The sequence below is a fragment of the Halomonas sp. M20 genome (genome assembly GCF_020622265.1).
Taxonomy (GTDB): domain Bacteria; phylum Pseudomonadota; class Gammaproteobacteria; order Pseudomonadales; family Halomonadaceae; genus Modicisalibacter.
Genome location: NZ_JACNMQ010000001.1, coordinates 386,322 through 411,322 on the forward strand (window position 1 = coordinate 386,322; position 25,001 = coordinate 411,322).

General features: G+C 59.0%; 25 protein-coding genes and 1 tRNA gene. 13 read left to right on the forward strand and 13 right to left on the reverse strand.

Features of this window, described 5'->3' with window-relative positions; translation table 11 throughout:
- Positions 1-21: 21 nt before the first annotated feature.
- The 3 genes from H7850_RS01905 to H7850_RS01915 are packed head-to-tail and all read left to right on the forward strand — an operon-like array spanning position 22 to position 3,136.
- Entirely contained in the window at positions 22-1,233 is a 1,212-nt protein-coding gene (locus H7850_RS01905; protein ID WP_227367700.1) for an ABC transporter substrate-binding protein, read from the forward strand.
- Between the two features lie 29 nt (positions 1,234-1,262).
- Positions 1,263-2,150, forward strand: a complete 888-nt coding sequence (locus H7850_RS01910; RefSeq protein ID WP_227367701.1) for a branched-chain amino acid ABC transporter permease — start codon at positions 1,263-1,265, stop codon at positions 2,148-2,150.
- Positions 2,151-2,158: 8 nt separating this feature from the next.
- Positions 2,159-3,136 (forward strand): branched-chain amino acid ABC transporter permease, encoded by a 978-nt coding sequence (locus tag H7850_RS01915; protein WP_227368523.1) that lies wholly within the window; start codon positions 2,159-2,161, stop codon positions 3,134-3,136.
- A 74-nt stretch (positions 3,137-3,210) separates the two neighbouring features.
- Here the strand turns inward: H7850_RS01915 and H7850_RS01920 are convergent, their stop codons facing one another.
- Together H7850_RS01920 and H7850_RS01925 are read right to left on the reverse strand one after the other, a co-directional pair.
- The gene (locus H7850_RS01920) at positions 3,211-3,429 is read right to left on the reverse strand and encodes a hypothetical protein (RefSeq protein WP_227367702.1); all 219 of its coding nucleotides are present in this window, start codon (positions 3,427-3,429) and stop codon (positions 3,211-3,213) included.
- Between the two features lie 189 nt (positions 3,430-3,618).
- The gene (locus tag H7850_RS01925; protein ID WP_227367703.1) at positions 3,619-4,299 is read right to left on the reverse strand and encodes a hypothetical protein; all 681 of its coding nucleotides are present in this window, start codon (positions 4,297-4,299) and stop codon (positions 3,619-3,621) included.
- A 222-nt stretch (positions 4,300-4,521) separates the two neighbouring features.
- Between H7850_RS01925 and H7850_RS01930 the strand changes: the two genes are divergently transcribed.
- Positions 4,522-5,004, forward strand: a complete 483-nt coding sequence (locus H7850_RS01930) for a pyridoxamine 5'-phosphate oxidase family protein (RefSeq protein ID WP_227367704.1) — start codon at positions 4,522-4,524, stop codon at positions 5,002-5,004.
- Positions 5,005-5,099: 95 nt separating this feature from the next.
- Here the strand turns inward: H7850_RS01930 and H7850_RS01935 are convergent, their stop codons facing one another.
- The 7 genes from H7850_RS01935 to H7850_RS01965 form a co-directional block, all read right to left on the reverse strand.
- A complete protein-coding gene (locus H7850_RS01935) occupies positions 5,100-5,978 on the reverse strand; it encodes an SMP-30/gluconolactonase/LRE family protein (protein WP_227367705.1) in 879 nt (292 codons plus the stop codon).
- A complete protein-coding gene (locus H7850_RS01940) occupies positions 5,975-6,745 on the reverse strand; it encodes an SDR family NAD(P)-dependent oxidoreductase (protein ID WP_227367706.1) in 771 nt (256 codons plus the stop codon). The genes H7850_RS01935 and H7850_RS01940 overlap by 4 nt, the downstream gene beginning before the upstream one ends.
- 66 nt (positions 6,746-6,811) lie before the next feature.
- Positions 6,812-7,960: a galactonate dehydratase gene (dgoD, locus tag H7850_RS01945; protein ID WP_227367707.1), complete on the reverse strand. Its 1,149-nt coding sequence runs from the start codon at positions 7,958-7,960 to the stop codon at positions 6,812-6,814.
- A 46-nt stretch (positions 7,961-8,006) separates the two neighbouring features.
- Positions 8,007-8,765 carry a FadR/GntR family transcriptional regulator gene (locus H7850_RS01950; RefSeq protein WP_227367708.1) on the reverse strand — a complete coding sequence of 253 codons (759 nt, stop codon included), beginning with the start codon at positions 8,763-8,765 and terminating at the stop codon, positions 8,007-8,009.
- A gap of 261 nt (positions 8,766-9,026) precedes the next feature.
- Positions 9,027-9,797 carry a PRC-barrel domain-containing protein gene (locus tag H7850_RS01955; protein WP_227367709.1) on the reverse strand — a complete coding sequence of 257 codons (771 nt, stop codon included), beginning with the start codon at positions 9,795-9,797 and terminating at the stop codon, positions 9,027-9,029.
- Between the two features lie 290 nt (positions 9,798-10,087).
- Positions 10,088-10,849 carry a 4'-phosphopantetheinyl transferase family protein gene (locus H7850_RS01960; protein ID WP_227367710.1) on the reverse strand — a complete coding sequence of 254 codons (762 nt, stop codon included), beginning with the start codon at positions 10,847-10,849 and terminating at the stop codon, positions 10,088-10,090.
- Positions 10,827-11,441, reverse strand: coding sequence for a hypothetical protein (locus tag H7850_RS01965; protein ID WP_227367711.1), 615 nt, complete (start codon positions 11,439-11,441; stop codon positions 10,827-10,829). The genes H7850_RS01960 and H7850_RS01965 overlap by 23 nt, the downstream gene beginning before the upstream one ends.
- Positions 11,442-11,542: 101 nt before the next feature.
- Between H7850_RS01965 and H7850_RS01970 the strand changes: the two genes are divergently transcribed.
- Both H7850_RS01970 and H7850_RS01975 read left to right on the forward strand, forming a co-directional pair.
- Positions 11,543-11,619 (forward strand) — tRNA-Ile (locus H7850_RS01970).
- Between the two features lie 258 nt (positions 11,620-11,877).
- Positions 11,878-12,258 carry a benzoate/H(+) symporter BenE family transporter gene (locus tag H7850_RS01975; protein ID WP_227367712.1) on the forward strand — a complete coding sequence of 127 codons (381 nt, stop codon included), beginning with the start codon at positions 11,878-11,880 and terminating at the stop codon, positions 12,256-12,258.
- A 33-nt stretch (positions 12,259-12,291) separates the two neighbouring features.
- Here the strand turns inward: H7850_RS01975 and csiR are convergent, their stop codons facing one another.
- Positions 12,292-12,978 carry a DNA-binding transcriptional regulator CsiR gene (gene csiR / locus H7850_RS01980; RefSeq protein ID WP_227368524.1) on the reverse strand — a complete coding sequence of 229 codons (687 nt, stop codon included), beginning with the start codon at positions 12,976-12,978 and terminating at the stop codon, positions 12,292-12,294.
- Between the two features lie 143 nt (positions 12,979-13,121).
- Here csiR and glaH point away from each other — a divergent pair, with 143 nt between their 5' ends.
- On the forward strand, positions 13,122-14,102 hold the full coding sequence (gene glaH, locus H7850_RS01985; RefSeq protein WP_227367713.1) for a glutarate dioxygenase GlaH: 981 nt from the start codon (positions 13,122-13,124) through the stop codon (positions 14,100-14,102).
- A gap of 56 nt (positions 14,103-14,158) precedes the next feature.
- Positions 14,159-15,355 carry an L-2-hydroxyglutarate oxidase gene (gene lhgO / locus H7850_RS01990; RefSeq protein WP_227367714.1) on the forward strand — a complete coding sequence of 399 codons (1,197 nt, stop codon included), beginning with the start codon at positions 14,159-14,161 and terminating at the stop codon, positions 15,353-15,355.
- Positions 15,356-15,420: 65 nt separating this feature from the next.
- Here lhgO and H7850_RS01995 read toward each other — a convergent pair whose 3' ends face one another.
- The 3 genes from H7850_RS01995 to H7850_RS02005 form a co-directional block, all read right to left on the reverse strand.
- Positions 15,421-16,236, reverse strand: a complete 816-nt coding sequence (locus tag H7850_RS01995) for an IclR family transcriptional regulator (protein ID WP_227367715.1) — start codon at positions 16,234-16,236, stop codon at positions 15,421-15,423.
- Positions 16,237-16,367: 131 nt separating this feature from the next.
- Positions 16,368-17,573, reverse strand: coding sequence for a 3-oxoadipyl-CoA thiolase (locus H7850_RS02000; protein ID WP_227367716.1), 1,206 nt, complete (start codon positions 17,571-17,573; stop codon positions 16,368-16,370).
- A gap of 23 nt (positions 17,574-17,596) precedes the next feature.
- The gene (locus tag H7850_RS02005; protein WP_227367717.1) at positions 17,597-19,114 is read right to left on the reverse strand and encodes a 3-hydroxyacyl-CoA dehydrogenase; all 1,518 of its coding nucleotides are present in this window, start codon (positions 19,112-19,114) and stop codon (positions 17,597-17,599) included.
- A 235-nt stretch (positions 19,115-19,349) separates the two neighbouring features.
- Between H7850_RS02005 and H7850_RS02010 the strand changes: the two genes are divergently transcribed.
- From H7850_RS02010 to H7850_RS02030, 5 genes are read left to right on the forward strand one after another with little or no spacing between them, the layout of a single operon-like run.
- Complete coding sequence (locus H7850_RS02010; protein WP_227367718.1) at positions 19,350-20,501, forward strand: acyl-CoA dehydrogenase family protein; 1,152 nt, start codon at positions 19,350-19,352, stop codon at positions 20,499-20,501.
- A complete protein-coding gene (locus H7850_RS02015; protein WP_227367719.1) occupies positions 20,501-22,096 on the forward strand; it encodes a class I adenylate-forming enzyme family protein in 1,596 nt (531 codons plus the stop codon). Before H7850_RS02010 ends, H7850_RS02015 begins: the two co-directional genes overlap by 1 nt.
- Positions 22,089-22,556: a PaaI family thioesterase gene (locus H7850_RS02020; protein WP_227367720.1), complete on the forward strand. Its 468-nt coding sequence runs from the start codon at positions 22,089-22,091 to the stop codon at positions 22,554-22,556. The genes H7850_RS02015 and H7850_RS02020 overlap by 8 nt, the downstream gene beginning before the upstream one ends.
- Positions 22,553-23,560 (forward strand): NAD(P)H-dependent flavin oxidoreductase, encoded by a 1,008-nt coding sequence (locus H7850_RS02025; RefSeq protein WP_227367721.1) that lies wholly within the window; start codon positions 22,553-22,555, stop codon positions 23,558-23,560. The genes H7850_RS02020 and H7850_RS02025 overlap by 4 nt, the downstream gene beginning before the upstream one ends.
- Positions 23,557-24,945: a hypothetical protein gene (locus H7850_RS02030; RefSeq protein WP_227367722.1), complete on the forward strand. Its 1,389-nt coding sequence runs from the start codon at positions 23,557-23,559 to the stop codon at positions 24,943-24,945. Before H7850_RS02025 ends, H7850_RS02030 begins: the two co-directional genes overlap by 4 nt.
- Positions 24,946-25,001: the final 56 nt, after the last annotated feature.

Sequence of the window (25,001 nt, forward strand, 5' to 3'; positions counted from 1 at the left end):
CCGTTGGGCATGGAGAAATGGATGAACATTACCAAGCACGCCTCTCTCACCGCTGCCGCCCTGTTACTGGCCCCGAGCCTGGCCCATGCCGAGATCAGTGGCGACGTGGTCAAGATTGGCTATCTGGCCGACATGTCGGGCACTTATCGCGACCTGGCCGGTCCGGGTGGCCTGGAGGCATTGAACATGGCCGTCGAAGACTTCGGCGGTGAGGTCAACGGCGCGCCCATCGAGGTGCTCAGTGCCGACGATCGCAACAGCGCCGACGTAGGCGCCAACACCGTACGTGGCTGGATCGACCAGGACGACGTCGACCTGGTGGCCGGCATGGTGGCGTCATCGGTCACCATTGCGGTGACCAAGATCCTCGAACAGCAGGACAAACTGGGCATCGTCTCCGGCTCGGCGGCCTCGAGCATCACCAACGAGCACTGCACCCCAAATCACATCCACTGGGTCTACGATACCTATCCGATGGCCAACGGCACCGCCAAGGCGATCGTCGATGAAGGCGGCGATACCTGGTTCCTGCTCACCGCCGACTATGCCTTCGGACACGCCCTGGAAAGCGATGTCGAAACGGTGGTCAAGGAGAACGGCGGCGAGATCGTCGGCAAGGTGCGTCACCCGTTCCCGACCAACGATTTCTCCTCCTACATCCTGCAGGCCCAGGGCTCCGGCGCCAAGATCGTCGGCCTGGCCAATGCCGGTTCCGATACCGTCAATGCACTGACCACCGCCAGCCAGTTCGGCCTGGTGCAGTCCGGTCAGACATTGGCGGGTCTGCTGATCTTCTTGAACGATGTCCAGGCGCTGGGGCTTGATGTCACTCAAGGGCTGCAGTTGACCACCGGCTGGTACTGGGACATGAACGAGGAGACACGCGAGTGGGCCGATCGCTATTTTGAGCGCACCCAGCGCATGCCAACCATGGTCCAGGCCGGCGTCTACTCGAGCACGCTGCATTATCTGAATGCGGTAGCCGAGACTGGCAGCGACGACGCGGCGACGGTGCGCGAGCAGATGGCCGCCACGCCGGTCAATGACATGTTCGCAAGCGACGGGCGCATCCGCGAGGATGGTCGCATGATCCACGACATGTACCTGGTCGAAGTGAAATCCCCCAGCGAATCCGAGGGCGAGTGGGATCTCTACGAGATACTGCGCACCATCCCCGCCGAGGAAGCCTTCCGCCCCTTGTCCGAAAGTCAGTGTTCGCTGGTCAAGGGATGAGGCAATCCCGCCGCTGAGGGTATGACGCCATGACGACGATTTTCGGCATCCCGCTGATGGTGCTGTTCGGGCAACTGCTGCTGGGGCTAATCAACGGGGCCTTCTATGCCCTGTTGAGCCTCGGGCTCGCGGTGATCTTCGGCCTGCTCAAGGTCATCAACTTTGCCCACGGTGCCCAGTACATGCTGGGTGCTTTCGCTGCGCTGCTGGGGCTCGAGTATCTGGGGCTGGATTACTGGCTGGCGCTGTTGGTAGTGCCCTTGGTGATCGGGGCGCTGGGTATCCTAATAGAACGCTTTCTGTTGCGGCGTATCCAGCATATCGACCATCTCTACGGTTTGCTGTTGACCTTCGGGCTGGCGCTGATCTTCGAAGGGACGCTGGTCAATCTTTTCGGGGTGTCCGGAAGCAGTTATCCGGTGCCCGAGGTGCTTGCCGGCGGCTTCAACCTGGGCTTCATGTTCCTGCCCACCTACCGGGCCTGGGTACTGGTGGCGGCGCTTGTCGTGTGTCTGTTCACCTGGTTCATGATCGAGCGTACCCGACTCGGCGCCTATCTGCGTGCCGGCACGGAGAATCCTAAGTTGATGCAGGCCTTCGGGGTCAACGTGCCCTTGCTGGTGACCCTGACCTATGGCTTCGGGGTGGCCCTGGCGGCCTTCGCCGGCGTGCTCGCCGCGCCGATCTATCCGGTCTCGCCGACCATGGGGTCGAGCCTTCTGATCGTGGTCTTTGCCGTGGTGGTGATCGGCGGCATGGGCTCGATCCTGGGTGCGATCCTGACCGGCCTGGCGATGGGACTGATCGAGGGGCTGACCAAGGTGTTCTATCCCGAGGCTGCCAATACCGTGATCTTCCTGGTGATGATCGTGGTGTTGCTGCTGCGGCCCGCGGGCCTGTTCGGCAAGGAGGCATGACCATGGCCATGAGTGATTCTGCTTCGGTGACCGCTGCGCGGCAGCGTTCGGCCAGGCGCCGTCTAGGCCTGCTGTATGTCGGGTTGATCGTACTGGGTTTGGTGGCGCCTTTCGTTGCCTACCCTGTGTTTCTAATGAAGATCCTGTGTTTCGCGCTGTTTGCCAGCGCCTTCAACCTGCTGCTTGGCTTTGCGGGGCTGCTCTCCTTCGGCCATGCGGCGTTCCTTGCTACCGGCGCCTACATCACCGGTTTTCTGCTCTCGACCTACCCGGGGTTGACCCCCGAACTGGGCATCCTGGCCGGCACCCTAGGCTCGGTGGTGCTGGGCATGGTCTTCGGGATACTGGCGATCCGCCGTCAGGGCATCTACTTCGCCATGATTACCCTAGCCCTGGCGCAGATGATGTTTTTCTTCTTCATCCAGTCGCCGTTCACTGGGGGGGAGGACGGCCTGCACGGCGTACCCCGTGGCAAGTTGTTCGGGTTGTTCAGCTTGCAGAGCAATCTGGCGCTGTACTACTTCGTGTTCGCCGTCTTCGTGCTGGGCTTCGCCCTGATCCGGCGCACCGTGCATTCTCCCTTCGGCCAGGTGCTCAAGGCGATTCGCGAGAACGAGCCGCGAGCCGTTTCGCTGGGTTACGACACCGACACCTACAAGCTGGTGGCCTTCATCATCTCGGCGGGGCTTGCCGGGTTGGCTGGGGCGACCAAGACCCTGGTGTTCCAGTTGGCCTCCCTGGGGGATGCGCACTGGCACATGTCCGGCGAGGTGATCTTGATGACGTTGCTGGGCGGGGTCGGCACGCTGCTGGGGCCGTTGGTGGGTTCCAGCCTGGTCATCGGTTTGCAGCACCAGCTGTCCCAATCGCCCCTGGGGGACTGGGTCAGCGTGATACTTGGATTAATCTTCGTGCTCTGCGTGTTGAGCTTTCGCAGCGGCATCATCGGTGAATTGCAAAAACTGGTGAAACGAAACTTCAAGTGATGCCGCGCTATCATGGAAAAGGCCTGCTCGAGCAGGCCTTTTCGGATAGGGTGGGAAAGAGCGATACCACGCGCTTACTTTTGCTCTTCCTCGGTCATCATGCGGACTAAGTCCTCGAGTTCTTGTACTTGCTGTTTCAGTGCTTTGATCTCGGACTCGGATTGTGCAGTCTGCTCCGCTTGCTGGCTGATTTCAGCCATTTTTTTCTCTACGGCATCGGAATCCATGGCCAGCGCCGAGCCAGCGATGGAAATTGATGTAAGTAGCGTCGCGGTTAGTAGTGCAATCTTCATGGAACACCTCGTGTATCGCGAAGTTTTTCGTTGTGTCGCCCAATGAGCAGCGGCCATGTCAGGAGGCGATTGAACGAGCAGGTGTCGCCGATATTTCAATGCCCCAGGATCCGTGTATGGGTCCTGTTGTTTTGTGAAATGCCAGGCGTAAACCTTACAGATAGCTTCTGCGAATCAGGTAAGAGGCATCTAGCTGGCCGACCTTGAGAAAGAGGCATCTCCGCGGTTGATCCCTTCGATCCATTTGCGTACGCGATGACGCTGCCAGCGGCTGATATATTGGCGTGTATCCGGAGCCGCGGGGCTAAGAAGGCAGTACTCTTCTTTTTGCTTGAGCCTGAAGCAGCGCTCTGCGGCGATGGGCAGATTCTCGGGGCCAAAAATGCCAATAAGACGGATGGTCAGGCTGCGAAAACGAGCATCCCCTTCAGGGCAATGGCCGTGCATCTTGATGCCTGCACCATCGGCCAGATGCCTGATGATTCGGTCGAAGGTGCCAATGTGGAAGAAGTCGTTGGAGCCTAGCGGCCCTTGCTGGCTGTTTGAAAGAGAGACCACTGAGCCACTTATCTCTTTAGTGATGCTTCCTTGTGACGTCTCGAGTTCGGCAATCAGATATTCGACCAGCACCGGCTCATCACTCATGTTACTGATGATGCATAGCGCCTCGGTATCCTTGCGCTTGCCGCCATTGATCAGCAGTCGTGGGTGCCGGCGTCGACGCATTTCCATATACAGGTATTGCGAAAAGCCTAACCATATGATGATTGAGCCCACAGTGGTGAAAATGCTTAGGATCTCTGTATGTTGTGATAACCAACCGAACATGACTTTTCCTGCATTATTTGCCGAAGAGGAATGGCTATTCATGCTACACGCAATTGGTGAGCAAAAATTTAGCCCGGAGCAGATTGGAGAGAATTCAACACTGCCTCTTTAGCGTACTCGACGCTGTGATCATTCACCGCTATCTTGGAATGGCATGATTTGCGGCGACCTCGGCTTGCGGTCAGTGGTTTGCGAAGCGTATTGGCGCTTTGTTACGGTAGGGAAGTTATCAAATTTGAAAATCAAACAAGGAGTTTGGTTGCTATGTCTAGTCCAGAGCATAAGCAGAAAATATGGAACATGATCAAAGACATCCAGGTAGGCATGCTGGTTACCGAGGATGGCGATACGCCCAGGGCCAGGCCGATGCACCTGGTGCAGGATGAATACGACGGCACTTTATGGTTCTACACCAAGCGTAGCGCCGAGAAAGTGATTGAGTCGCAGCAAGACAGCAAGGTCTGTTTGAGCTTCTCCGATCAGGAAGAGGGCATTTATGTTTCTCTCTCGGGTACTGCCAATCTGACTGACAATAAAGAGCTGATCGACAAGTACTGGAACCCGTTCGTAGGCGCCTGGTTCCCGAAAGGCAAGGAAGATCCGGAGGTCGCTCTCTTGGAGATCAAGATTCAAATGGGCGAACACTGGAAGTCCAAGGAGAGCAAGACCTTCCAGCTTTACGAGATCGCCAAGGCCAACATGACGGAAAAGACGCCGGACATGGGCGAGAACGAAAAGTTCGGTTGAGTTATTGAGGCTTTACTACCGCTAAGTACCACAACGTGAAAGGGTAAGCCGATTGTTCGGCTTACCCTTTCTGTTTTCTTGACGGCCTTGAAAATTTAGCTCAAACGCAGTGGCGGTTCAGCCAGCCCCGGTACCTCGAGTTCCGCCACGAACAAATCGCCGGCCATGGGTTCTTGCTTGCGTTGGGTAGAATCCATACCCACCCGGGCGGTGGTGATATATAGCCGATCCAAATGCTCGCCGCCGAAAGCGGGGCAGGAAGGCTGAGTGGTTGGCAAGTGAATCTCGTCGATGATGCGGACATCGCCGTTCAAGCGCACGACCCTGCCGGCGCCCCAGAGCGCCAGCCACATGGCGCCTTCACTGTCGATCACCGCGCCGTCCGGATTGACGGGCTGTTGGGAGAAATCCGCCCAGGGTTCGGGTTCGCCGCGAGGCCAGCCGTCACCGTCCAGCGCCCAGCGGTAGACGATGCCCAAGGCGGTATCCGCGAAATAGGCGCAGTCACCCTGGGGGGAAAAGCAGATCGCATTGGGCACGCTGACGTTCGAGCGCAGTTTCTTGAGTTCGCCGCGATGCAGGCGATACAGGCTGCCGGCTTCCTTTTCGGCGGACTTGCCCATGGTGCTCAGCCACAGGCTGCCGTGACGATCGACCCGGCCATCGTTGGAGCGGGTGACCGGATTGTTCGCCTCGAAGTCGAATAGATGTTCACGTTTGCCGGAAGCGGGATTGAAACGCTCAAGCGCGGTTTCGCCCACTACCAGTAAATCACCATCCGCCATCGGCGTGGCAAGCGAAATACAGTAGCCGAAGTCCGCGTGACCATGTTCGCCGCTTTCCGGCTCCAGCCAGTAGAGCCGCCCGTTCAGGATATCGCACCAGTAGAGTCGGCCGCTGGCGGCATCCCATTGCGGGCCTTCGCCTAGCTCGCAACCGCAGGCAAGTGCTTGTTTGACATCAAAATTGCTCATACCCGCCCTCCGTCGACGATCAGCTCCTGTCCGGTCATCATCCTGGAGGCCTGGGACGCCAGGAATAGGCACGGGCCGATCATGTCCTCCACTGGGATTGCCTCCTTCAAGCACTGCTGATCCAGGCACTCCTGAAGATCCTTGTCGTTGACCCATAGCTCGCGCTGGCGCTCGGTCATCACCCAGCCGGGAATCAGGCAATTGACGCGAATGTTGTCAGGCCCGAGTTCTCGAGCCAGCGCCTTGGTCATGCCCATGATACCGGCCTTGGCGGTGACATAGGTCGGGTAGCCGGAAAGCCCCAACAGATAGGAGTTCGACGACAGGTTGATAATGGCGCCACCGCCGAGCTCACGCATGTCCTTGGCGACTGCCTGGGCGCTGAAGAATTGCGGACGCAGGTTGGTGGCGATGGACTCGTCCCAATCCTCGACACTCCATTCCTCCAGCGTATGGCGGGTGTCCCGGGCAGCATTGTTGACCAGCACGTGAATCGGCCCGTGCGCTTTATGAGCCTGGGCGATGGCCGCATGCATGGCCTCTATGTCGCGAATATCGCAGCGAATGAACAGAGGGCGAATGCCGTGCTTTTGCTCCATCTCATCACAAAAGGGCGTGGCGTCCGAAAGGCCAACGAAGGCCACCCGCGAGCCCTGGGACAGGAAGCCTTCCGTCAGGGCAGCGCCGATACCCGAGCCACCGCCGGTGATGAAGACGCTGGCGCCTTTTAGATCCGGAAACTTTAGGTCCTGAAAAGAAAATGACATGGCTTTTCTACTCCTTTAGAAACATTTCCACTCACGATGTATGGCCGACACGTAGCAGATCGTGACTTACCATTCGGCGATAGAGCCATCCTCATGCGTCCACACCGGATTACGCCAGCGATGGCCGACCCTGGCGCGCTCCTCCACAAACGCCTCATCGATTTCCACGCCCAGCCCTGGCCCTTGTGGGATGGCGCAAAAGCCGTTCTCGATGGTGAGCGCCGACTTGTCGACCAGATAGTCGAGCACGTCGTTGTCCTTATTGTAGTGAATACCCATGCTCTGCTCCTGGATGAAGGCGTTGTGACACACCGCATCCAGTTGCAGCGAGGCGGCCAGGGTCAGGGGGCCGAGCGGACAGTGAGGCGCCAGTGCGACATCGTAGGCCGAGGCCAGGGTGGCGATCTTCAGCCCTTCGCTGATGCCGCCGCAGTGGGAGAGATCCGGCTGGATGACGTCGACCATGCCCTCGGCGAGCAGATCGCGAAACTCGAAACGCGTATGCAGGCGCTCGCCGGTGGCGATGGGATAGCCCAGCCCGCCCGCGATGTGTTTCAAGCTGGGTAGATGCTCCGGCGCCACGGGTTCCTCGACGAACATTGGGTGGAAGGGCTCGAGCTCGCGCAGCAACGCCTTGGCCATGGGGCGATGCACCCGGCCATGGAAATCGATGCCGATGCCCACGTCCGATCCCACTGCATCGCGGGCCTCGGCGACCCGAGCCACCGCCTCGTCGACCTTTCTGTGAGAGTCGACTATCTGCATCTCTGGGGTGCCGTTCATCTTGAAAGCGGTGAAGCCCTGATCGACCAGGGCCTTGGCGCCGGCGCCCACTTCAGCGGGGCGGTCGCCGCCGGTCCAGGCGTACATGCGCATCTTGTCGCGTACCGCGCCGCCCAGTAGCTGGTGCACGGGCACGCCGAGATCGCGACCCTTGAGATCCCACAGCGCCTGGTCGATACCGGCGATGGCGGACATCAGGATCGGGCCGCCACGATAGAAGCCAGCGCGATACAGCGTGTTCCACAGGTGTTCGATACGATGTGGGTCCTGACCGACCAAATAATCCGCCAGTTCATGCACCGCGGCCTCGACGGTGTCGGCGCGCCCCTCGATGACTGGCTCGCCCCAGCCATAGCAACCGCTGTCGGTCTCGATCTTCAAAAACAGCCAGCGCGGCGGCACCTGCCAGGTCTTGAGCTTAGTGATCTTCATGGTTGATCGCCCTCGTTGGTACGAATGGAAAATTGGTATGCGCTCGTTATCGGTAGCGCGATTGAAGATGACGACCGCCTAGCGCGACGCCCAGGTCGGCCGCGGTGCGTTCCAGTACGCGCCTGGCGGCTTCGTGTGCGGCATCCGGCTGGCGCAAGCGAATCGCGTCCATCACTCGGCGATGGCGCTCCAGGCTGTCATCCAGGGCCTCGGCACGGTGATGCGATCGTTGGATGAGCTGCATGATGGAGGGGCGCAGTAGGTGGCCCATCTGACGCCATACCAGGTTATGGCTGGCACGGTAAATGGCGTCATGAAAGGCCACATCGTATTCGGCATGCGCTTCGCGTTGTTCGGGATCGTCAGCGGTACCACGCATGCCCTCGAACGCCGTCTCGAGTCGCGCAAGATCCTGAGCGTTGCCATGCAGGGCTGCCAGTTCAGCGACATAGGGTTCCGCGGAGAGACGAAAGGCATGGATCTCGCGCACCAATTGCGGATGCGGCGTCTCGACGCCGGTCATCCAGTCGCTCATCTTTGGGTCAAGCAATTGCCAATCGTCTATCTCGCGTATCCGCGTGCCGCGCCCGGCGGTGCGCTCGATCAATCCAGCGCTGGTCAGGCTGGCCAGGGCGTTGCGCACTCGGTTGCGGCTTGCGTCGAAGTGCTGACAGATATCCAACTCCCGGGGAAAAATATCACCCGGCGCCCACTGGCCGGCCAGGATGGCGCGAGCCAGCAGGGCCGCCAACGAAGAGAAGCCTTCCGCCTCCGGCGGGATGGGGAGTCGTGTAAGGGCGTTCAAGTCGATCTCCTTGGAGCTTGCTCGACTATACTAAATGTCAGACATTTTTAAAGGCGATGCGTTAGATAAATTTTGTTCGTCTCATGTCACTGATCAGCTGGGGCACGGTCTATTTTCAGGGCAAGGAGTGGTCGCGTTATCACGAGAAGCGCTAAGAGGGGGACTTTTCGCAGGCAGCGATTGATTTGAGCGCACATTGGCCAGAATTGAAAACGCCCGGTCGATGACCGGGCGCGAGAGCAGAAACGAGGTGAAATCGAATCAGTTGTTGGTTTCCTCATCGATTTCTTCACCGGCTTGCTCGGCCTTGTTGCCGGCTGCCTCTACCGCTTGGTCGGTTTCGTTGGCTATTTTGTCGCCTGCCTGCTCGGTCTTGTTACCGGCAGCCTCTACCGCTTGCTCGGTTTCATTGGCTATTTCGTCGCCGGCTTGCTCGGCTTTGTTGCCGGCAGACTCCATCGCTTGCTCGGTTTCATTGGCTGCATTCTCGGCTGCCTGCTCGGTCTTTTCACCGGCGGTATTCAGGGCGTCGCCTGCGCTATCAAGGGCGCTTGCTGTCGCTGCCTTGGTGCTTTCCCAGGCGCTGGAGGCGCCTTGCTTGGTTTCCTGCCAGGCGTTCGCTGTAGCTTCTTTGGTTTCAGACCACCAATCGTTGGTGTACTCGGGCTGCTGCGAGATTTCTTCTTCCGTCATTTCGACGGTGACTTTGTACTCTACTTCATCCTTGTCGTCGCCATCGATAGTCTCGACGGTGAACTTGCCGGTTTCAATGACGTATTGCGATTGACCAAAATCGAGGAATTCACTGATGTCGATGACCAGTGAGTTTACCTGCATGTTTTCATCGAGAAGCACGTCTTCGACTTCACCGACGACTTTATCCGGCTGCTTGCTTGAGAATACTTCTGCATCGGTGAGTTCATCAGCGGAATAGAGCCCTTGTGACTGTGCAAAAGCAGTTCCACTTAGGGTTAGTCCCCCTGCGATGAGGGCAGTGTAAATAGCATTGTTCAGCGGCTTACGCATATTCATGATGTCGCCCCTTATAAAATCCGTTCTAGTTATGAAGAGTCTCTGGCAAAACGTTTTACCTTTGCCCTCCATATTCAACTATGGGGCAACTTGGTTGGATTTCAACTGTTAAATTAGTCAGACACTGAGTTGCAAGATGTTGATCTAGGTTAAATTAATCGTTGGAAAGCCGATGCCAGCGCCATCGATGGCTTGATTCGAACCCTTGTCGATAAAACGCATTTCTCACAATCCAGATGTTTCAAAGACATTTTCTGAGAGGAATGACGAGGCAAAAATCTATTGAGTTGCTAGGTTTCTTTGTCGCCAAGCTGTAATGCGATTACGCTCAACAAATGGCTATCCAGAAGTGTGTATTGTCCTTGGACCTTACTGCTTGCCGGCCATGCAGGAGAGAGGCTCTTGAGTAGCCGCAGATGGACCTGATTGGATTCAGGCTCCCATGCCTCCAGTTCAGCGTCCTGAAAGTAAAAACGCACGCCCACCAATGGGAATAACGCCTTGAACAGACTCTCCTTCAAGGAAAACATTTGGGTGACGAAGGCGCCGCGTTGTTCGGCGGGAAGCGAAGCCAGCCAATCGCGTTCGTTTGGTGTAAGAATCTGCGTGGCCAGGCGCTCGGCACGCTGCAAAGGCATGATGGCTTCTGCATCCAGTCCGATGCTTTGATAATGATGGGCCGAAGCCACTATTGACGCCGCCAAGGTGCCGCTATGGGTGATCGAACCCACTAGATGCTGGGGCCAAAGCGGCGCCTTGCTCTCGGCGATCCCCGGCACCCAGGGTGAACCCGTCAACCGTTTCGATGCCTCTCTGGCACATAGGCGGCCTGCGAGGAAGTCTGCCCGTCGCTTGGGAGCCGCCTGATGTATGGAGGAGGGCGCCTCGATGTCGTGAGCCGCAAAATCGCTCTTCGACAAGCGCTCGCGTTCGAATTGCAACGCTACCCATTGGGTATTGGGCAATGGCGTCGTCCAGGGCCAGTGATCGTCAAGCACAAGACAACCCTCGGGTAGCGGCAACATGCCGTCAGCGATCGACAAGAATGGCATCGAGTTCCACCGGCACTTCGTCGCCGATCTCTTCGTAGCCAAGCATCGTCAGGATCATGCGAACGGCCTCATTGTTCGTCAGCTCCCGCCCATCCAGGGCAACTCGCTCGGCATTGCGTACCCGGATGGTGTCGTCGCTTTCTCGAGTGAATTGGGCTTTGAGCGGTCCCTGCCGATTTTCGCCATTTGCCCGCACGTTGAGTATCAGGGTCTCGGTCATGGATTCGCCCACAGCCAATGCGTCGAGCCGCTCCGGCGATACTTGAGTAACAACAGAGGCCAGGATGGTATCCGATACCGCCGACAACCAGGTAGGCAACGTACCTGTGTGATCCATGATATCGGTCTGGCGCAGTCGCAGCGGTAGGGTCAAGGAGCCTTCTTTACCCGAATAGCTTTCTAATTGGCGTACTGCATGTTGATGCGGCACCGGGCCGTCAGGCGTGATCTCGACAATCGTCGCCTGCACGCTGGATTGCTCCGGCTCGAGCTGCCAATCCGCCTGCGCGGGCAAGGCTGCAAACAGCGCCATACCCGCGGTCAAGGTCAGGGTGTTGCGTACTCGGCGTTGTAAAAAAGAATGAAAACGCATCGTTCGGGTCTCTCCGTGATGGTTGGAAATAGTTACATGATCAATGGAAAACGCCTCTGGCCTCATCCATCGCCATTCGCTATCATACGCGACCATCATAAGGGCCTATAGCTCAGTTGGTTAGAGCAGGGGACTCATAATCCCTTGGTCGCAGGTTCGAGTCCTGCTGGGCCCACCATCAAGTCAGTGGCTTAAGAGGTTATCGGCCAGCCCCTTCAATACTTGGTTACGGTTGTCGATCCTAGCAGCCATATCAGTACTCCATCCCGCCCATATATAACAGTGCGGAAGTCGTGCCAGCGATCTGCAACGTTCTAGACTGTCCTCTCAATAACCAAGCCACCTTTTGTTTAATAAAGAAATATCCTATGGGTATCGCCCGCTGAGTGACGACCCTGAGGGGTCTAGATCCTTCCGGCGACCCGGTATCACCCGGTTGGTATCCTCCTTACCCGCAAGCTGTTCTAAAGCGCAAGTTTTTCAGATTGGCGAGGTCAAGACCTTGGTCGGCGCGATCAGCAACAATATTGCCGCCGCCGAGGTGGAGCATCGCGAAGCCTCGGTCATTACCTTCATGGCCACTGCCTCGGGCATGAGCCTGTTCGGCCTCGGCTCGGCCTTCCGGGGCGTGGTAATCGGCTGTGGGGCCTATGCAATATTGAGTCACGACAGCCGAAGGGCGTCGCTTGTGGAAAACCAGGCGGCCGGAAGATCGTATCCAAGCGTAATCAGCATTTCCCGCCTTCCTCAACATGGAGGGCCGGTGGCGGAAGAGTGCGGCGACACATATTGGGTAATAGCGGAATTTCCTTGCTAGGAGAGCTCGATGGCGAGTTGATAGCGAATGTGGTTACTCCAGCCCACGCCTTTTCATGACATCGCGAATGATCGGCACCGGGGACATCAGATGCTCGCGGATCATGCGGCTGGCTCGAGAGGAGTCCCGCGCCAATAACACCTCGACCAAGGCTGCGTGTTCCTGGCGTTTTTGTTCCAGCGCCTCGCTGGAAAAGACCGTCTCGCACAGCCACAGGTGGCGGTAGCGCTCGACCTGGTCGAGCAGACTTTCGCGGGCCTGTAGCAGATGACGCGAACCGCAACCGGCGGCGATAGCGCTGTGAAAAACCTGGTGACGTCGATCCCAGACATCGAGCATCTCCTCGGGTCCGCTAAGATCCATTACCTTGGCCAGGGTATGCGCCTTGGCCAGGATTTCCGCCTCCCAGCCATCGTCACCCCGAGCGATGGCCAGTTCGACGATTAACCCCTCCAGATTCGCTCGCGCATCGTAGATGTCCTCGAGTTCCCCTACTGACATGGCAGCGACCCGATAGCCGCGCTGGCTAATGGCCACCACCAGATGTTCCGCCACCAATTGCGAGAGTGCCTCCCGCAGGGGCCCTGTGCCGAGGTCGTAGCGTTCTTTCAGGTGACTCATCAAGAGTTTTTCTCCGGCCGGGTAGACGCCGCGAATGATGTCGCGCTTGAGCCGGGCGTAGGCACTGACGCCGAGATTCTGACGCGCGGGATGCTCCATGGTATCGATATCCATAGCGAGGAAGGCTTCATCATACGCAATGATTGTCGGTACGAGTAAATGTATTTTTTTAATAAAAAAATTGATGTTCTAAAAAAATGTAGATATTTTTAAGGCACACCTGTTCTCACTAGGAGATCGCCATGACCGTCTTGACCAGCCTGCCTCCAATTGCCATGTCTATGCCCGAGGCCCTTCAGGGCTTTCATCTGTCGAATTCGCCCCAATCGGAGCGGTTGCTGCAGCTGACCTTTTCCCAGGAAACTGTCGAAGCCTTTCTCGAGGCGGTCGCCGAGTGGCCAGTCCAGGCCCTGGAATACAAGTCGTTCCTGCGTTTTCGGGTAGCGCGTATTCTTGATGACCTGTGCGGCAACACCTTGCAGCCGGTGCTGATCAACACGCTGGTAGATCGCCACACCGGAGGCTTCCTGGTAACGCCGGAAGGGCTGGACCAAGTCGAGCAGGCCGACGATATGGTCAAGTTCGCTACCGCCGTGGCGCACCTGATGGGACGTTCCAACTTCGATGCCATGAGTAGCCAATACTACGCCCGATTCGTGGTGCAAAACGTCGACAACTCAGATAGCTACCTGCGACAGCCTCATCGCGTCATGGAGCTGCATAATGACGGTACCTTCGTTGAGCAAGACACCGACTATGTCCTGATGATGAAGATCGACGAGCAGAACATGCAGGGCGGCAACTCCTTGCTGTTGCATCTGGACGATTGGGAAGGGCTCGAGACGTTCTACCGCGCCCCCCTTGCACGTCGAGAGATGCGCTGGACCGCTCCGCCCAGCAAGAACGTGGCTAAGGATGTCTATCATGCGATCTTCGACGTGGACAACGAAGGACGACCGATCATGTCCTACATCGACCAGTTCGTGCAGCCGAAGAACTTCGAAGAGGGCAATTGGCTGGCGGACCTGTCCGACTCGCTCGAGGGCAGCGCCCACAAGTTATCGGTGGCGGTGCCCACCGGTAGTTTTGTACTGATCAACAATCATTTCTGGCTGCACGGTCGGGACCGTTTCACGCCTCACCCCAAGTTGCGCCGCGAGCTGATGCGTCAGCGCGGGTATTTCACCCACGCCAAGACACTGCGCAATCCATACCAGGTGTAATTAACATACGGGCCGTAAGAGTCGCGGCCCGATCCCCGACGACATGAGGCATTGTAGTGTACGATTTCATCATCCTTGGCGGCGGCATCCTCGGCATGTCCACCGCCATGCAGCTGGCTCAGGCCTATCCCGGGCAGCGCATGCTGTTGCTCGAAAAGGAAAGCGGTCCGGCGCAGCACCAGACCGGCCATAACAGCGGCGTGATTCACGCCGGTGTCTACTACACGCCGGGCAGTCTCAAGGCCCGCTTCTGTCTTGAAGGAAATCGCGCCACCAAGGCGTTCTGTGAGACCCATGGCATTGCCTATGATGAGTGCGGCAAGCTGCTGGTGGCCACCAACGACCTCGAGATGCAGCGCATGCAGGCGCTATGGGAGCGCACCGACGCCAACGGCCTCGAGCGGACCTGGCTGGGGTCAGACGCGTTGCGCGAGCGCGAGCCCCACATCACCGGCATCGGCGGTATCTTCTTCCCTTCCAGTGGCATCGTCAGCTATGCCGAGATCGCCGCGGCCATGGGCCGCGAGTTCGAGGCGGCCGGGGGCGAGATTCGGTATGCCACCGCGGTCACCGGCCTCGAGGAACGCAGCCATGAGGTCATCGTCAAGACCGGCCAGGGGGAGTTCACGACGCGTCACCTGATCTCCTGTTCCGGATTGATGGCGGATCGCGTGGTGCGCATGCTGGGCCGTGACCCAGGCTTCACCATCTGTCCGTTTCGCGGCGAGTACTATCGGCTGCCGCCAGAGCACAACCGTATCGTCAACCACCTGATCTATCCCATTCCCGATCCAGCGATGCCGTTTCTGGGTGTACACCTGACCCGCATGATCGACGGCAGCGTCACGGTAGGCCCCAACGCGGTGCTGGCCTTCAAGCGCGAAGGCTACCGCAAGAGTGACATCTCGCTGGCCGACAGCGCGGCGATGCTGACCAACCCGGGCATCCTCAAGGTGCTCAAGGCCAATCTGCGCCCGGGATTGATCGAGATGAAAAACTCGCTGTACAAGAAGGGCTATCTTGCCCAGGTTCAGAAGTACTGCCCAAGCCTCATCCTAGACGACCTCCAGCCTTATCCCGCCGGCGTACGTGCCCAGGCGGTGTCTCGGGAGGGCAAGCTCATCGACGATTTCCTGTTCGTCAACACCAAACGCACCGTCAACGTGTGCAACGCGCCGTCGCCGGCGGCCACTTCGGCGATTCCCATCGGCGCGCACATCGTCGACAAGGTCCGCGAGCAGGTTGGGGAGTGAAGCGCAGGGTCTTTCACTCACAACACTTTCAGCGTAGTAGGGCTGGGTGTAGAGCTGAGACCACTTTAGATGATACGCACCGGTTCGAGCGAACTCTTGATCTGTTCGACCAGGTCCTTGAGCCGGGGACCAAGATTCTCCACCAGTACGCGGTGGCTAAGGCGCAGGGAGGAACCGCCACAATTGATGGCCATGACTTCCGCGCCCTCCTCGAGAATTAGCGGCATGGCGACCGCGCTTATCTCGCGCTCCCAGTCGCCTTCCGACAGGCAGAAGCCGTAGGTGGCATAGTCGTCGAGCGACTTGTGGATCGACTTCTCGATGGCCGGCCAGTTATCAGGGTCGCTTTGGCGCATGTTGTCCATTAACTGGCGGCGGCGCTCAGTGGAAATACCACATAACCAGGCGCGGCCAATGGCGGTGGTCGCCAAGGGGATGCGTGAGCCGGTTTCCAGACGCATTACCAGCGGGCCGCCTCCTTGGCATACCTCGACATAGGTCATCGACTGGCGATCCTCTGTGCCCAGGGCGATAGCGCAGTCGGTAGCATCGGCCAGGCGCTGCATGTGCGGACGGGCGACGTCGCGGATTCCCATGCTCGCCAGGTAACGATACCCCAGCGCGAGGATGCCCGCCCCTAGGCGATATTTCTCCAGACGCTCGTTGTGCTGCAGATAGCCTAGCTGTTTAAGTGTGTAGGTCAGACGCGACACGGTGGGCCGGGGGATCCCGGTACGGCTGGAGAGTTCGGCATTTCCCAGATACTCCTCGCCGGCACCAAAGGCACGTAGCAACTCTAGGCCGCGAGAGAGTGCTGTAACGAAGTTGCGGTCTTTGGCAGCACTATCCTGATCGTCATCGATGTGTAGCGGCTTGTTCATGCGCTTCCCATATCGGTTTGGCAAGAAATAAAGACGAGTATGGCATAACTGATATTCAAAAGTGTCAACCGGTTCCGCAGTGAAAATGCCCGCGTCGAGGCGGGCGTAGGGTGAGACTCGATTTTGTCGCTTTACTCGAAGCGCTCGATCACCGCGGCGATACCTTGGCCGACGCCGATGCACATGGTAACCAAGGCATAGCGACCGCCGGTGGCCTCGAGTTGTCGCAATGCGGTCAGTGCCAGGCGCGCACCCGAGGCGCCTAGTGGGTGTCCAATGGCAATGGCGCCACCATTAGGGTTTAGACGACTGTCGTCTGCGGACAATCCCAGTTGCTTGACGCAGCCGAGGACTTGCACTGCAAAGGCTTCATTGATTTCGATTAGATCCATCTGCTCCAGTGTCAGGTCAGCGCGGGCCAAGGCCTTCTGGCTGGAGGGGACCGGTCCCAATCCCATTACGCGTGGCGGGACCCCGGCCACGGCACCGGAAACGATTCGCCCACGCGGCGTCATACCTGCCTTCTCGCCTGCGGCAAGGCTGCCGACGATCATCGCTGCGGCACCATCGTTGAGGCCGGAGGCGTTGCCTGCGGAGACCACGCCGTTCTCGAATAGTGACGGCAGGCGGCCGAGCTTCTCGGCATCGCTACCTGGACGAGGGTGTTCGTCCTGATCCAGCAGCAGGGGTGGCTGCTTGCGGCCTTGTGGCACCTCGACGGGTAACAGCTCGCCAGTGTAGAAGCCGCGTGCCAGTGCTTCCGCATAGCGTACCTGGGAGCGTGCCGCATAGGCATCGGCAGCGTCGCGACCAATCTCGAGGTCGTGAGCAACGTTATCGGCGGTTTCAGGCATGCTATGACTGCCATACTCCCTGGCGAGCCAAGGATTGGGAAAGCGCGAGCCGATTACCGTATCGTAGAGGGGTTGGTTACGAGCATAGGCGGATTCAGCCTTACCTAGCACATAAGGCGCGCGGCTCATGCTTTCCACACCGCCTGCCAGAAATAGCTCACCCTCATTGTTGCGGGTCGCGCGGGCGGCGTCGAGGATCGCTGCCAGGCCACTGCCGCATAGCCGATTGACGGTCTGTCCGGCGACTTCGATCGGCAAGCCGGCGAGCAAAGCGGCGTGGCGCGCCACATTGCGGGAATCCTCACCCGCCTGGTTGGTGCAGCCGGCGAGGACCTCTTCATAGGTCCTGGCGGCAAAGGATGAACGTTCGATGAGATGCTTCAGGGTCAGCCCCAGCAGATCATCCGGACGCACCCCGGCAAGAGCGCCGCCATGGCGGCCGAAGGGAGTGCGAATACCGTCGTACAGATAAGCGTCTTGCATGGTGAATCTCCGTTGTCGATTGACTACTGAGCGCTGGTGATGGTCAGGGGCATGTCCAGGCGTGCTCGGCGACGCAACCAGGGACTCGGGCGGTAGCGGGGGTCGCCGCTAGCAGTCTGTAGGTTTTCTAGAATGGTAAGGATGCGGCGTGCGCCGTAGTGCTCGCCCATAGCCAATGGCCCTTGAGGATAGCCTAGGCCCAGTTCGACGGCGCGGTCGATGGTGTCGGGCTCGGCGACACGTTGCTGGGCGATGTCGGCGCCGACATTGACGATGCAGGCGGCCACACGTTGTAGCACGAATCCTGCGCTGTCGTGGATCACGCTGACCGGAGTGCCGTCCTTGGCAAGTAGCGAATGGGCGGCGTCGCGCATGTCGGCACGGGTTGCCGGGCTGGTCATCAGACAGCGTCGTTTATCGAGGCCGGCAAGCATGTCGATGGCGACGCAGCGGGCTGGGTCGAGTTGCTGGCGCAGCGCGCTGTCGGTGGTGTCTTCGCCATAGGGGGTCAGCAGACAAAGTGCGCTGGCGCTGGGGGCATCGCCCGTCTCCAATGTCCAACCGGCGGCCTCGACCACCTCGGCCAGTGCACGATGCGCGTCCGCATCCTCGATGCTGATCCAAACCGGTAATGGTTCGCTCGCGGGAGCGGATGGTTCATCGGGTACCACGGCCTGGCCATCGGCGTAGCGATAGAAACCTTCTCCGCTCTTTCGGCCCAGCAGACCCGCAGCAAGTCGTTGCCCAGTGAGAGCCGAGGGGCGAAAGCGAGGCTCCTGGTAGTACTGGTGATAGATCGACTCCATCACCGCGTGAGAGACATCCAGCCCGGTAAGGTCGAGCAGAGTGAAAGGACCCATGCGAAAGCCGCCCTGGTCCTTCAGCAGACGATCGATGGTGACGTGATCGGCGACGCCTTCGGAGAGGATGCGCAGCGCCTCGGTACCAAAGGCGCGGCCGGCATGATTGACCAGAAAGCCTGGGGTATCGGTGGCTCGGGCGGTGAAATGACCGAAGCGCTGGCCTAGCGCTTCGGTGGCTTCGACTACTGCGGTAGCGGTTTTCAGTCCCGGAATGACTTCGACGATCTTCATCAAAGGCACGGGATTGAAGAAATGAAAGCCGATTACCCGCTCGGGGTGCTCACAAGCAGCAGCGATCTCGGTAACCGACAGAGAGGAGGTGTTGGTAGCGAGGATGACTCCATCACCAAGCACCGTTTCGAGCTGCTTGAAGAGGTCTTGCTTGGCCTCCACGCGCTCAACGATTGCCTCGATCACCAGTTCGCAGTCGGTCATTTCTTCCAGGTTTGTGGCTTCCAGCAGCAGGGCGCTCATCTCGTCGGCCCGCGCTTGATCGAAGCGCTGCTTCTCGACCCCACGCGCCCAGAGTTTGGCGATGAATGCCTTGGCCTCATTTATGGCACCGTTACGGGCATCATGTAACTTGACACGTACCCCGGCCTCTGCGGCGATCTGGGCAATCCCGCGTCCCATGGCACCGGTACCGACGATGCCTATAGTGGTGATGGTTTGACTCATGAGCTTTGGCGCCCCCCTGACGAGATACGATAATTTTAGCAGTTTCGTATAGCAAAACACAGTTCCGAATATTGACGGTCATCATAGGCTGTGCAACAGTGCATCGCAAGATAACCGAACTTTCGATACTAGTACTGTTCCGCATTGCAAAACTAAAGTCTAAGGCACTGGTTGCCAGCGGCTTTGTAACCCCTTCCAGCATAATCCCGTACAAGACGGCAGCGAGGAAACCGCCATGATTCGCGACCAGGAACTTCTTGATCAGTTGCTCAATACGCTTTCACGCTTTGTGCGCGAGCGTCTGATTCCCAACGAGGCCCGACTGGCCGAAGAGGATGCGGTGCCTCCGGAGATTCTTGCGGAGATGAAGGAAATGGGTTTGTTCGGACTGTCGATCCCTGAGGAATACGGTGGTCTTGGCCTGACCATGGAAGAGGAAGCCTTGGTCGCCATGGAGATTGGCAAAACCTCACCGGCCTTCCGTTCGGTCTTCGGCACCAATAATGGTATCGGCGCTCAAGGCATTCTTATCGATGGCACCGATGAGCAAAAAAACAAGTATGTACCGCGCCTGGCGACCGGTGAAATCATCAGTTCGTTCTGCCTCACCGAGCCAGACTCTGGTTCCGATGCTGCCAGCCTGCGTACCACGGCGATCCGCGATGGCGATCATTACGTGCTCAACGGCACCAAGCGCTATATCACCAACGGCCCCGAGGCCGACCTGTTCACGGTAATGGCACGTACCGATCCTCAGAACAAGGGCGCCGGAGGCATCAGTGCCTTCGTCGTCGAGGGTGACACACCGGGCATTCATCGTGGTCCAGCGGATAAGAAAATGGGTCAGAAGGGCGCTCATACCTGCGACATCATTTTCGACGACTGCCGGGTGCCGGCCGAGAACATCATCGGCGGGCGTGAGGGGCAGGGGTTCAAGACCGCGATGAAGGTGCTAGATCGCGGCCGTCTGCATATCTCGGCGGTGTGTGTTGGGGTGGCCGAGCGTCTGGTCGAGGAATCGCTGAGCTTTGCTATGGAGCGCCAGCAGTTCGGGTGCGCACTGTCCGAGCATCAGTTGATCCAGGCGATGCTCGCTGACAGCAAGACCGAAGCCTATGCAGGGCGCACCATGGTCATGGATGCAGCCCGACGCAAGGATGCGGGAGAGGATGTTTCGACCCTGGCCTCCTGCGCCAAGCTGTTCTGTGCTGAAATGGTCGGTCGTGTAGCTGATCGTGCGGTGCAGATTCATGGCGGCGCGGGCTATATGGCCGAATATGCTGTCGAGCGTTTCTATCGTGACGTACGGCTGTTCCGCATCTATGAGGGTACTACCCAGATCCAGCAATTGGTGATCGCTCGCAACATGGTTCGGGAGGCTCAGTGATGGAACTATCTCATCCTTTCAAGGCACCTGATGAGCTGATCAATGGCTGCTGGGCCAGCGAACTAATCGACGAGTTGCCCGAACGGCTGAGTACCCGGGTACTTGAGCTGGCCAAGCAGCAACCGGACCAGGAAGCCCTTGTCGACGATGAGATGCGCTGGAGCTACTCCGAGTTGGCGCAAGAGGTGGGCTCGGCCGTTGAATGGCTGGCCTCCTTGGGTGTGCGCCCCGGCGATCGGCTGATGACAGTGAGTGAAAACTGTCGGGCGTTGGTCGTGTTGCTGCTGGCGGCCAGCGAGATAGATGCCTGGCTGGCGATCGTCAATTCTCGTCTGTCAGCCAAGGAGATCGACCTGATTCAGGCCAATTGCGAGCCACGGCGGGTCTTCTATACCTCGGCAGTATCCAAGGAAGCCGCCACCCACGGGGAGCGCCATAGTGCAAAGACGTACCATCATCCGCGTCTCGGTGAACTGATGATCGGGCCGCTGACGGATGCTGCGCCGGAGCCGGTTCACGCAAGCGGCGCCGACCAGGTGGCTGCGATGATCTACACCTCGGGTACTACCGGTACCCCTAAGGGGGTGATGCTGACCCATCGCGGTATTCTATACATTGCCTCGATCTCCGGCGGCATGCGTCACTTGACCCAGGGTCAGCGAGTCTATGGCGTACTGCCGATGTCCCATGTGTTCGGTTTAGCGTCAGTATGCATGGGTTCGCTATACAACGGTGCCTGTCTCTACCCGGTGCCGCGCTTCGAGGCGCAAGCCCTGGCCGAAGCGCTGGTCGTCGAACGCATCACTGTGCTCCAGGGCGTGCCAGCGATGTACGCGCGCATGCTCGAATATCTCAAGCAGCGGGACCAGGCGCTTGAAGCCCCGGCGCTAGTGTATATCTCTGCGGGCGGCTCGCCGCTGGATAGCGACCTCAAGCGTCGCGTAGAAGCCTGCTTCGGTCTGACCCTGCACAACGGATACGGTCTGACCGAGGCCAGTCCGACGATCAGCCAGACGCGCATCGATGACAGCTATGCCAGCACCACCGTCGGTCGTGTGCTTCCGTTGCTCGAGTATCGTCTTGAACCCTTGGGCAGCACTGACGACGAGGCGCCAGAGACCGGCGAGTTATGGGTGCGTGGGCCTAACGTAATGCGCGGCTACTTTCGTCAGCCTCAAGCCACTCGGGCCTGTCTAGATGATGATGGCTGGTTGAATACCGGCGACATTGCGCGGGTCGATGACAGCGGCGAGCTGTTCATCGTCGGGCGCAGCAAAGAGCTGATCATCCGCTCCGGTTTCAACATCTACCCACCGGATGTCGAGGCGGTCATCAACGAGCATCCTGATGTCACCCTCTCGGCGGTGGTCGGACGCCAGGTATCCGGCAACGAGGAAGTGATCGCCTTCGTCCAGTGCGAGCCCGGCGCCCATTTGACCGAAGAGGCGCTGCGTCAATTCGTGGCCGAACGTCTGGCACCCTACAAGCGCCCCAGCCAGATATACCTGGTCGATACGTTGCCGGCCACCGCCACCGGCAAGATCCTGAAAGGCGCGCTTCGTCGCCAGGCCCAGGAGGACTATCCGCATGACTGATAGCAGCTTGCCTGTAGAGGGAGCCCCTAGTGTCGTCCAGGAGGAAGACAGTCTCGTGCAGATGGGGTTTCAACGTCTGTTGGGCATGCGGGTCACCGAGTGGTCGGAGGGTAGAGCAGTGGTCGAACTCACAGTCGAGGATCAGCATCTCAACCGCAGCGGCATCGTACATGGCGGCGTGCTGACGTCGCTGCTGGATACCGCGTTGAGTCTATCCGGCCTGTATTGCAGCGTGCCAGGAAATGTACGTAAGGGCATGACCTTGTCGCTGACCACCACCTTCGTGGCTGCGGCTCGGGGCGGTGTACTACGCGCCGTGGGCCATCGTCGCGGTGGTGGCAAGGCGACGTTCATGGCCAGCGGCGAGGTGGTCGACGCGAACGATGCTGTCATGGCGATGGGCGAGGGCGCCTTTCGCATACGTAGCGCCAGCCAGACGCCGGAGGGTGAGCCTGCATGACGCTGACCACGCCGAAGGATTGGCGCGACACGCCCCTTTCACGCTTGCTGGGGACCCGGCTACCCATCATGGCCACCGGCTTGCAATGGTTGGCTAATGCCGATTACGTAGCAGCGGCGGTGAACAGCGATATGATGGGTTTTATTACCGCCGCAAGCTTTCCTGATACCGCAACCTTGCGTGATGAGATTCAGCGCTGCCGCGAATTGCTGGGTGGACGTTCTTTCGGCGTCAATGTCTCGATGCTACCCAAGCTGCTGCCTGGTGATCGTACCGAAGAGATCATGGCGCTGATTGCCGACGAGCATATTGCCGTGGTGGAGACCTCGGGGCGCGATCCGACCGCCTACGTTGCTGCGCTTAAGGCTAGTGGCTGCCGGGTGGTGCATAAGGTGCCGCAACTGCGTCATGCGCTGAAGGCCGAGGCCGCCGGTGTGGATGCAGTAACCCTGGTGGGGGCAGAATGTGGTGGCCACCCTGGGGAATCGCCGGTCGGTACGCTGGTCCAGGGGGCACTGGCCGCCCGGGCATTGACGATCCCCTTTGCCTTGGGGGGCGGCATCGCCTGCGGTGAGCAGATCGTCGCAGCCCTGGCGTTGGGGGCTTCGGGCGTGGCGATCGGCACTCGTTTTCTGGTTGCCGACGAGATTCCCGCCCACGTGGACTACAAGCAGCGACTGGTTGAGGCGCAGCCTAGCGACACGACTTTGATCCTGTCGTCGGTACGCAACTCGATGCGGGTGCTGCGTAACGAGACCACTGCGACGGTGCAGGCCCTTGAAGGCGAAGGCGTCAATGACATTCAGCAGCTGCTGCCCCACGTACGTGGCGTCCTGGGCAAGGCCGCCTATGCCAGCGGCGATTGGCGTCAGGGGGCGCTTTCGGCTGGACAAGGAGTGGGTCTGATGACCCGTAGCGCCACGTTGGTCGAGATCGTTGCCGAACTCGAGCAGGAAGCCGAGAAAGCGTTGGCGCGCCTGGGCATGGGAGGCAATAGGGTGTGACGCAACGCGGGGCCGCAACGCTACTGGCCGGCACCATGCTGGCGACCCTGATGGGACTAGTGCTGAATAACGCCTGGGCACATGGGCTGGCGAGTATCCTACTGGTCGGTTATCTGCTCTCGCAGTTTACCCGTCTGTCGTACATGGCGCTGGGGCTGTTGTCTTTCGCGGGAATCACCACGGCGATCGTCCTGTGGCGTATCGAAGCTCCCTGGTCGTTGCTGAGCGATGCGGTGGGGCGTTTCGCTTTTTTCGCTACCTTTGTCGCTGCTCTCAGCCTGCTGCGATTGCCTGCTTATCGCTCACGCCTAGTGCGCCGGTGTGGTCATGTGATGCTGCATCAGCCACCGGCGCGGCGCTACCCGATTCTGTCGCTGGGCTCTGGGTTGTTCGGGGTGATCCTCAATATCGGCGTACTCAATTTGTTTGCCGGAATGATCGAGAAGAGTAACACCCTGGCCGCGGCCAATGGTCGGCAATGGGTGCAGAGAGTGCGTCGTAGACGCATGATGATGGCACTATTGCGAGGCTTCTCCCTCGCCCCGCTGATCTCGCCGATGGGGATCGGCGTGGCAGTGATTCTTGCCAGCATGCCATCAGTACTATGGCGGGATCTGGCGCCTTATGCCTATGGCGCGGCCCTGGTAATCTTCCTGATCGGCTGGCTGGTCGATCAGTTGATCGGTCCGCATCCGCCGCGCCGTGATCCACCCTTGCCGTCGTCGTCACTACGCCCTCTGGGCAGCTTCTCTTTGCTACTGCTGGGTATAGTGCTGCTAGTGTTTACCTTGGCCTATTTATTGGACGTGCGTTTACCGATTGCCACGCTGGTCGGTGCGCCCTTGGCCTCCTGGGCGTGGTTGGCCTGGCAGCGCCGACGCCTAGGCGGGCTTGGAGTGATACCCGCCGCCGTGACCTTTTACCGGCAACTGCCTTGGTTGCTGGGGCCGCTAAGTAGCGAGGTGGTGGTACTTGGTTCGGCAGGCTATGCAGGGCATCTATGGGTGGCGCTGATCGATCCGCAGGCTCTTGCAAACTCGTTGACCTGGCTAGTGCCCCTGGGTGTCTGGAATGCCATCTTCGCGATGCTGCTGGTCTTGATTACGGCACAAGTCGGGCTCAATCCTATCGTCAGTGTGACTCTACTGGCGGGTCTGTTACCTGCGCTGGATATCCCCGGTCTAACACCACCCTTGATCGGCGTATCGCTGATGGTGGGCTGGGCGTTGGCGCTGATGTCCTCACCTCTTACTGCGTCAATGTTGATCCTCTCTCGCTTCACCAGGGTGTCCTCGTGGCGGATCGGCTATCGCTGGAACGGGCTGTTCATGCTGGGTGTGATTCCGGCAATGACGGCTTGGTTTCTATTAGCAAACAGCATCTAGTGGTGAGTTTTAATTTTACCAGGCGGTTTCGCATTACCGCTGAATGAGTCTTGGGC

Bases quoted from the DNA above. Each gene is read 5' to 3' on its own strand.
- H7850_RS01905 (WP_227367700.1), top strand. From the start codon at position 22: ATGAACATTACCAAGCACGCCTCTCTCACCGCTGCCGCCCTGTTACTG.
- H7850_RS01910 (WP_227367701.1), top strand. From the start codon at position 1,263: ATGACGACGATTTTCGGCATCCCGCTGATGGTGCTGTTCGGGCAACTG.
- H7850_RS01915 (WP_227368523.1), top strand. From the start codon at position 2,159: ATGAGTGATTCTGCTTCGGTGACCGCTGCGCGGCAGCGTTCGGCCAGG.
- H7850_RS01920 (WP_227367702.1), bottom strand. From the start codon at position 3,429: ATGAAGATTGCACTACTAACCGCGACGCTACTTACATCAATTTCCATC.
- H7850_RS01925 (WP_227367703.1), bottom strand. From the start codon at position 4,299: ATGAATAGCCATTCCTCTTCGGCAAATAATGCAGGAAAAGTCATGTTC.
- H7850_RS01930 (WP_227367704.1), top strand. From the start codon at position 4,522: ATGTCTAGTCCAGAGCATAAGCAGAAAATATGGAACATGATCAAAGAC.
- H7850_RS01935 (WP_227367705.1), bottom strand. From the start codon at position 5,978: ATGAGCAATTTTGATGTCAAACAAGCACTTGCCTGCGGTTGCGAGCTA.
- H7850_RS01940 (WP_227367706.1), bottom strand. From the start codon at position 6,745: ATGTCATTTTCTTTTCAGGACCTAAAGTTTCCGGATCTAAAAGGCGCC.
- dgoD (WP_227367707.1), bottom strand. From the start codon at position 7,960: ATGAAGATCACTAAGCTCAAGACCTGGCAGGTGCCGCCGCGCTGGCTG.
- H7850_RS01955 (WP_227367709.1), bottom strand. From the start codon at position 9,797: ATGAATATGCGTAAGCCGCTGAACAATGCTATTTACACTGCCCTCATC.
- H7850_RS01960 (WP_227367710.1), bottom strand. From the start codon at position 10,849: ATGCCATTCTTGTCGATCGCTGACGGCATGTTGCCGCTACCCGAGGGT.
- H7850_RS01965 (WP_227367711.1), bottom strand. From the start codon at position 11,441: ATGCGTTTTCATTCTTTTTTACAACGCCGAGTACGCAACACCCTGACC.
- csiR (WP_227368524.1), bottom strand. From the start codon at position 12,978: ATGGAGCATCCCGCGCGTCAGAATCTCGGCGTCAGTGCCTACGCCCGG.
- glaH (WP_227367713.1), top strand. From the start codon at position 13,122: ATGACCGTCTTGACCAGCCTGCCTCCAATTGCCATGTCTATGCCCGAG.
- H7850_RS01995 (WP_227367715.1), bottom strand. From the start codon at position 16,236: ATGAACAAGCCGCTACACATCGATGACGATCAGGATAGTGCTGCCAAA.
- H7850_RS02000 (WP_227367716.1), bottom strand. From the start codon at position 17,573: ATGCAAGACGCTTATCTGTACGACGGTATTCGCACTCCCTTCGGCCGC.
- H7850_RS02005 (WP_227367717.1), bottom strand. From the start codon at position 19,114: ATGAGTCAAACCATCACCACTATAGGCATCGTCGGTACCGGTGCCATG.
- H7850_RS02010 (WP_227367718.1), top strand. From the start codon at position 19,350: ATGATTCGCGACCAGGAACTTCTTGATCAGTTGCTCAATACGCTTTCA.
- H7850_RS02015 (WP_227367719.1), top strand. From the start codon at position 20,501: ATGGAACTATCTCATCCTTTCAAGGCACCTGATGAGCTGATCAATGGC.
- H7850_RS02020 (WP_227367720.1), top strand. From the start codon at position 22,089: ATGACTGATAGCAGCTTGCCTGTAGAGGGAGCCCCTAGTGTCGTCCAG.
- H7850_RS02025 (WP_227367721.1), top strand. From the start codon at position 22,553: ATGACGCTGACCACGCCGAAGGATTGGCGCGACACGCCCCTTTCACGC.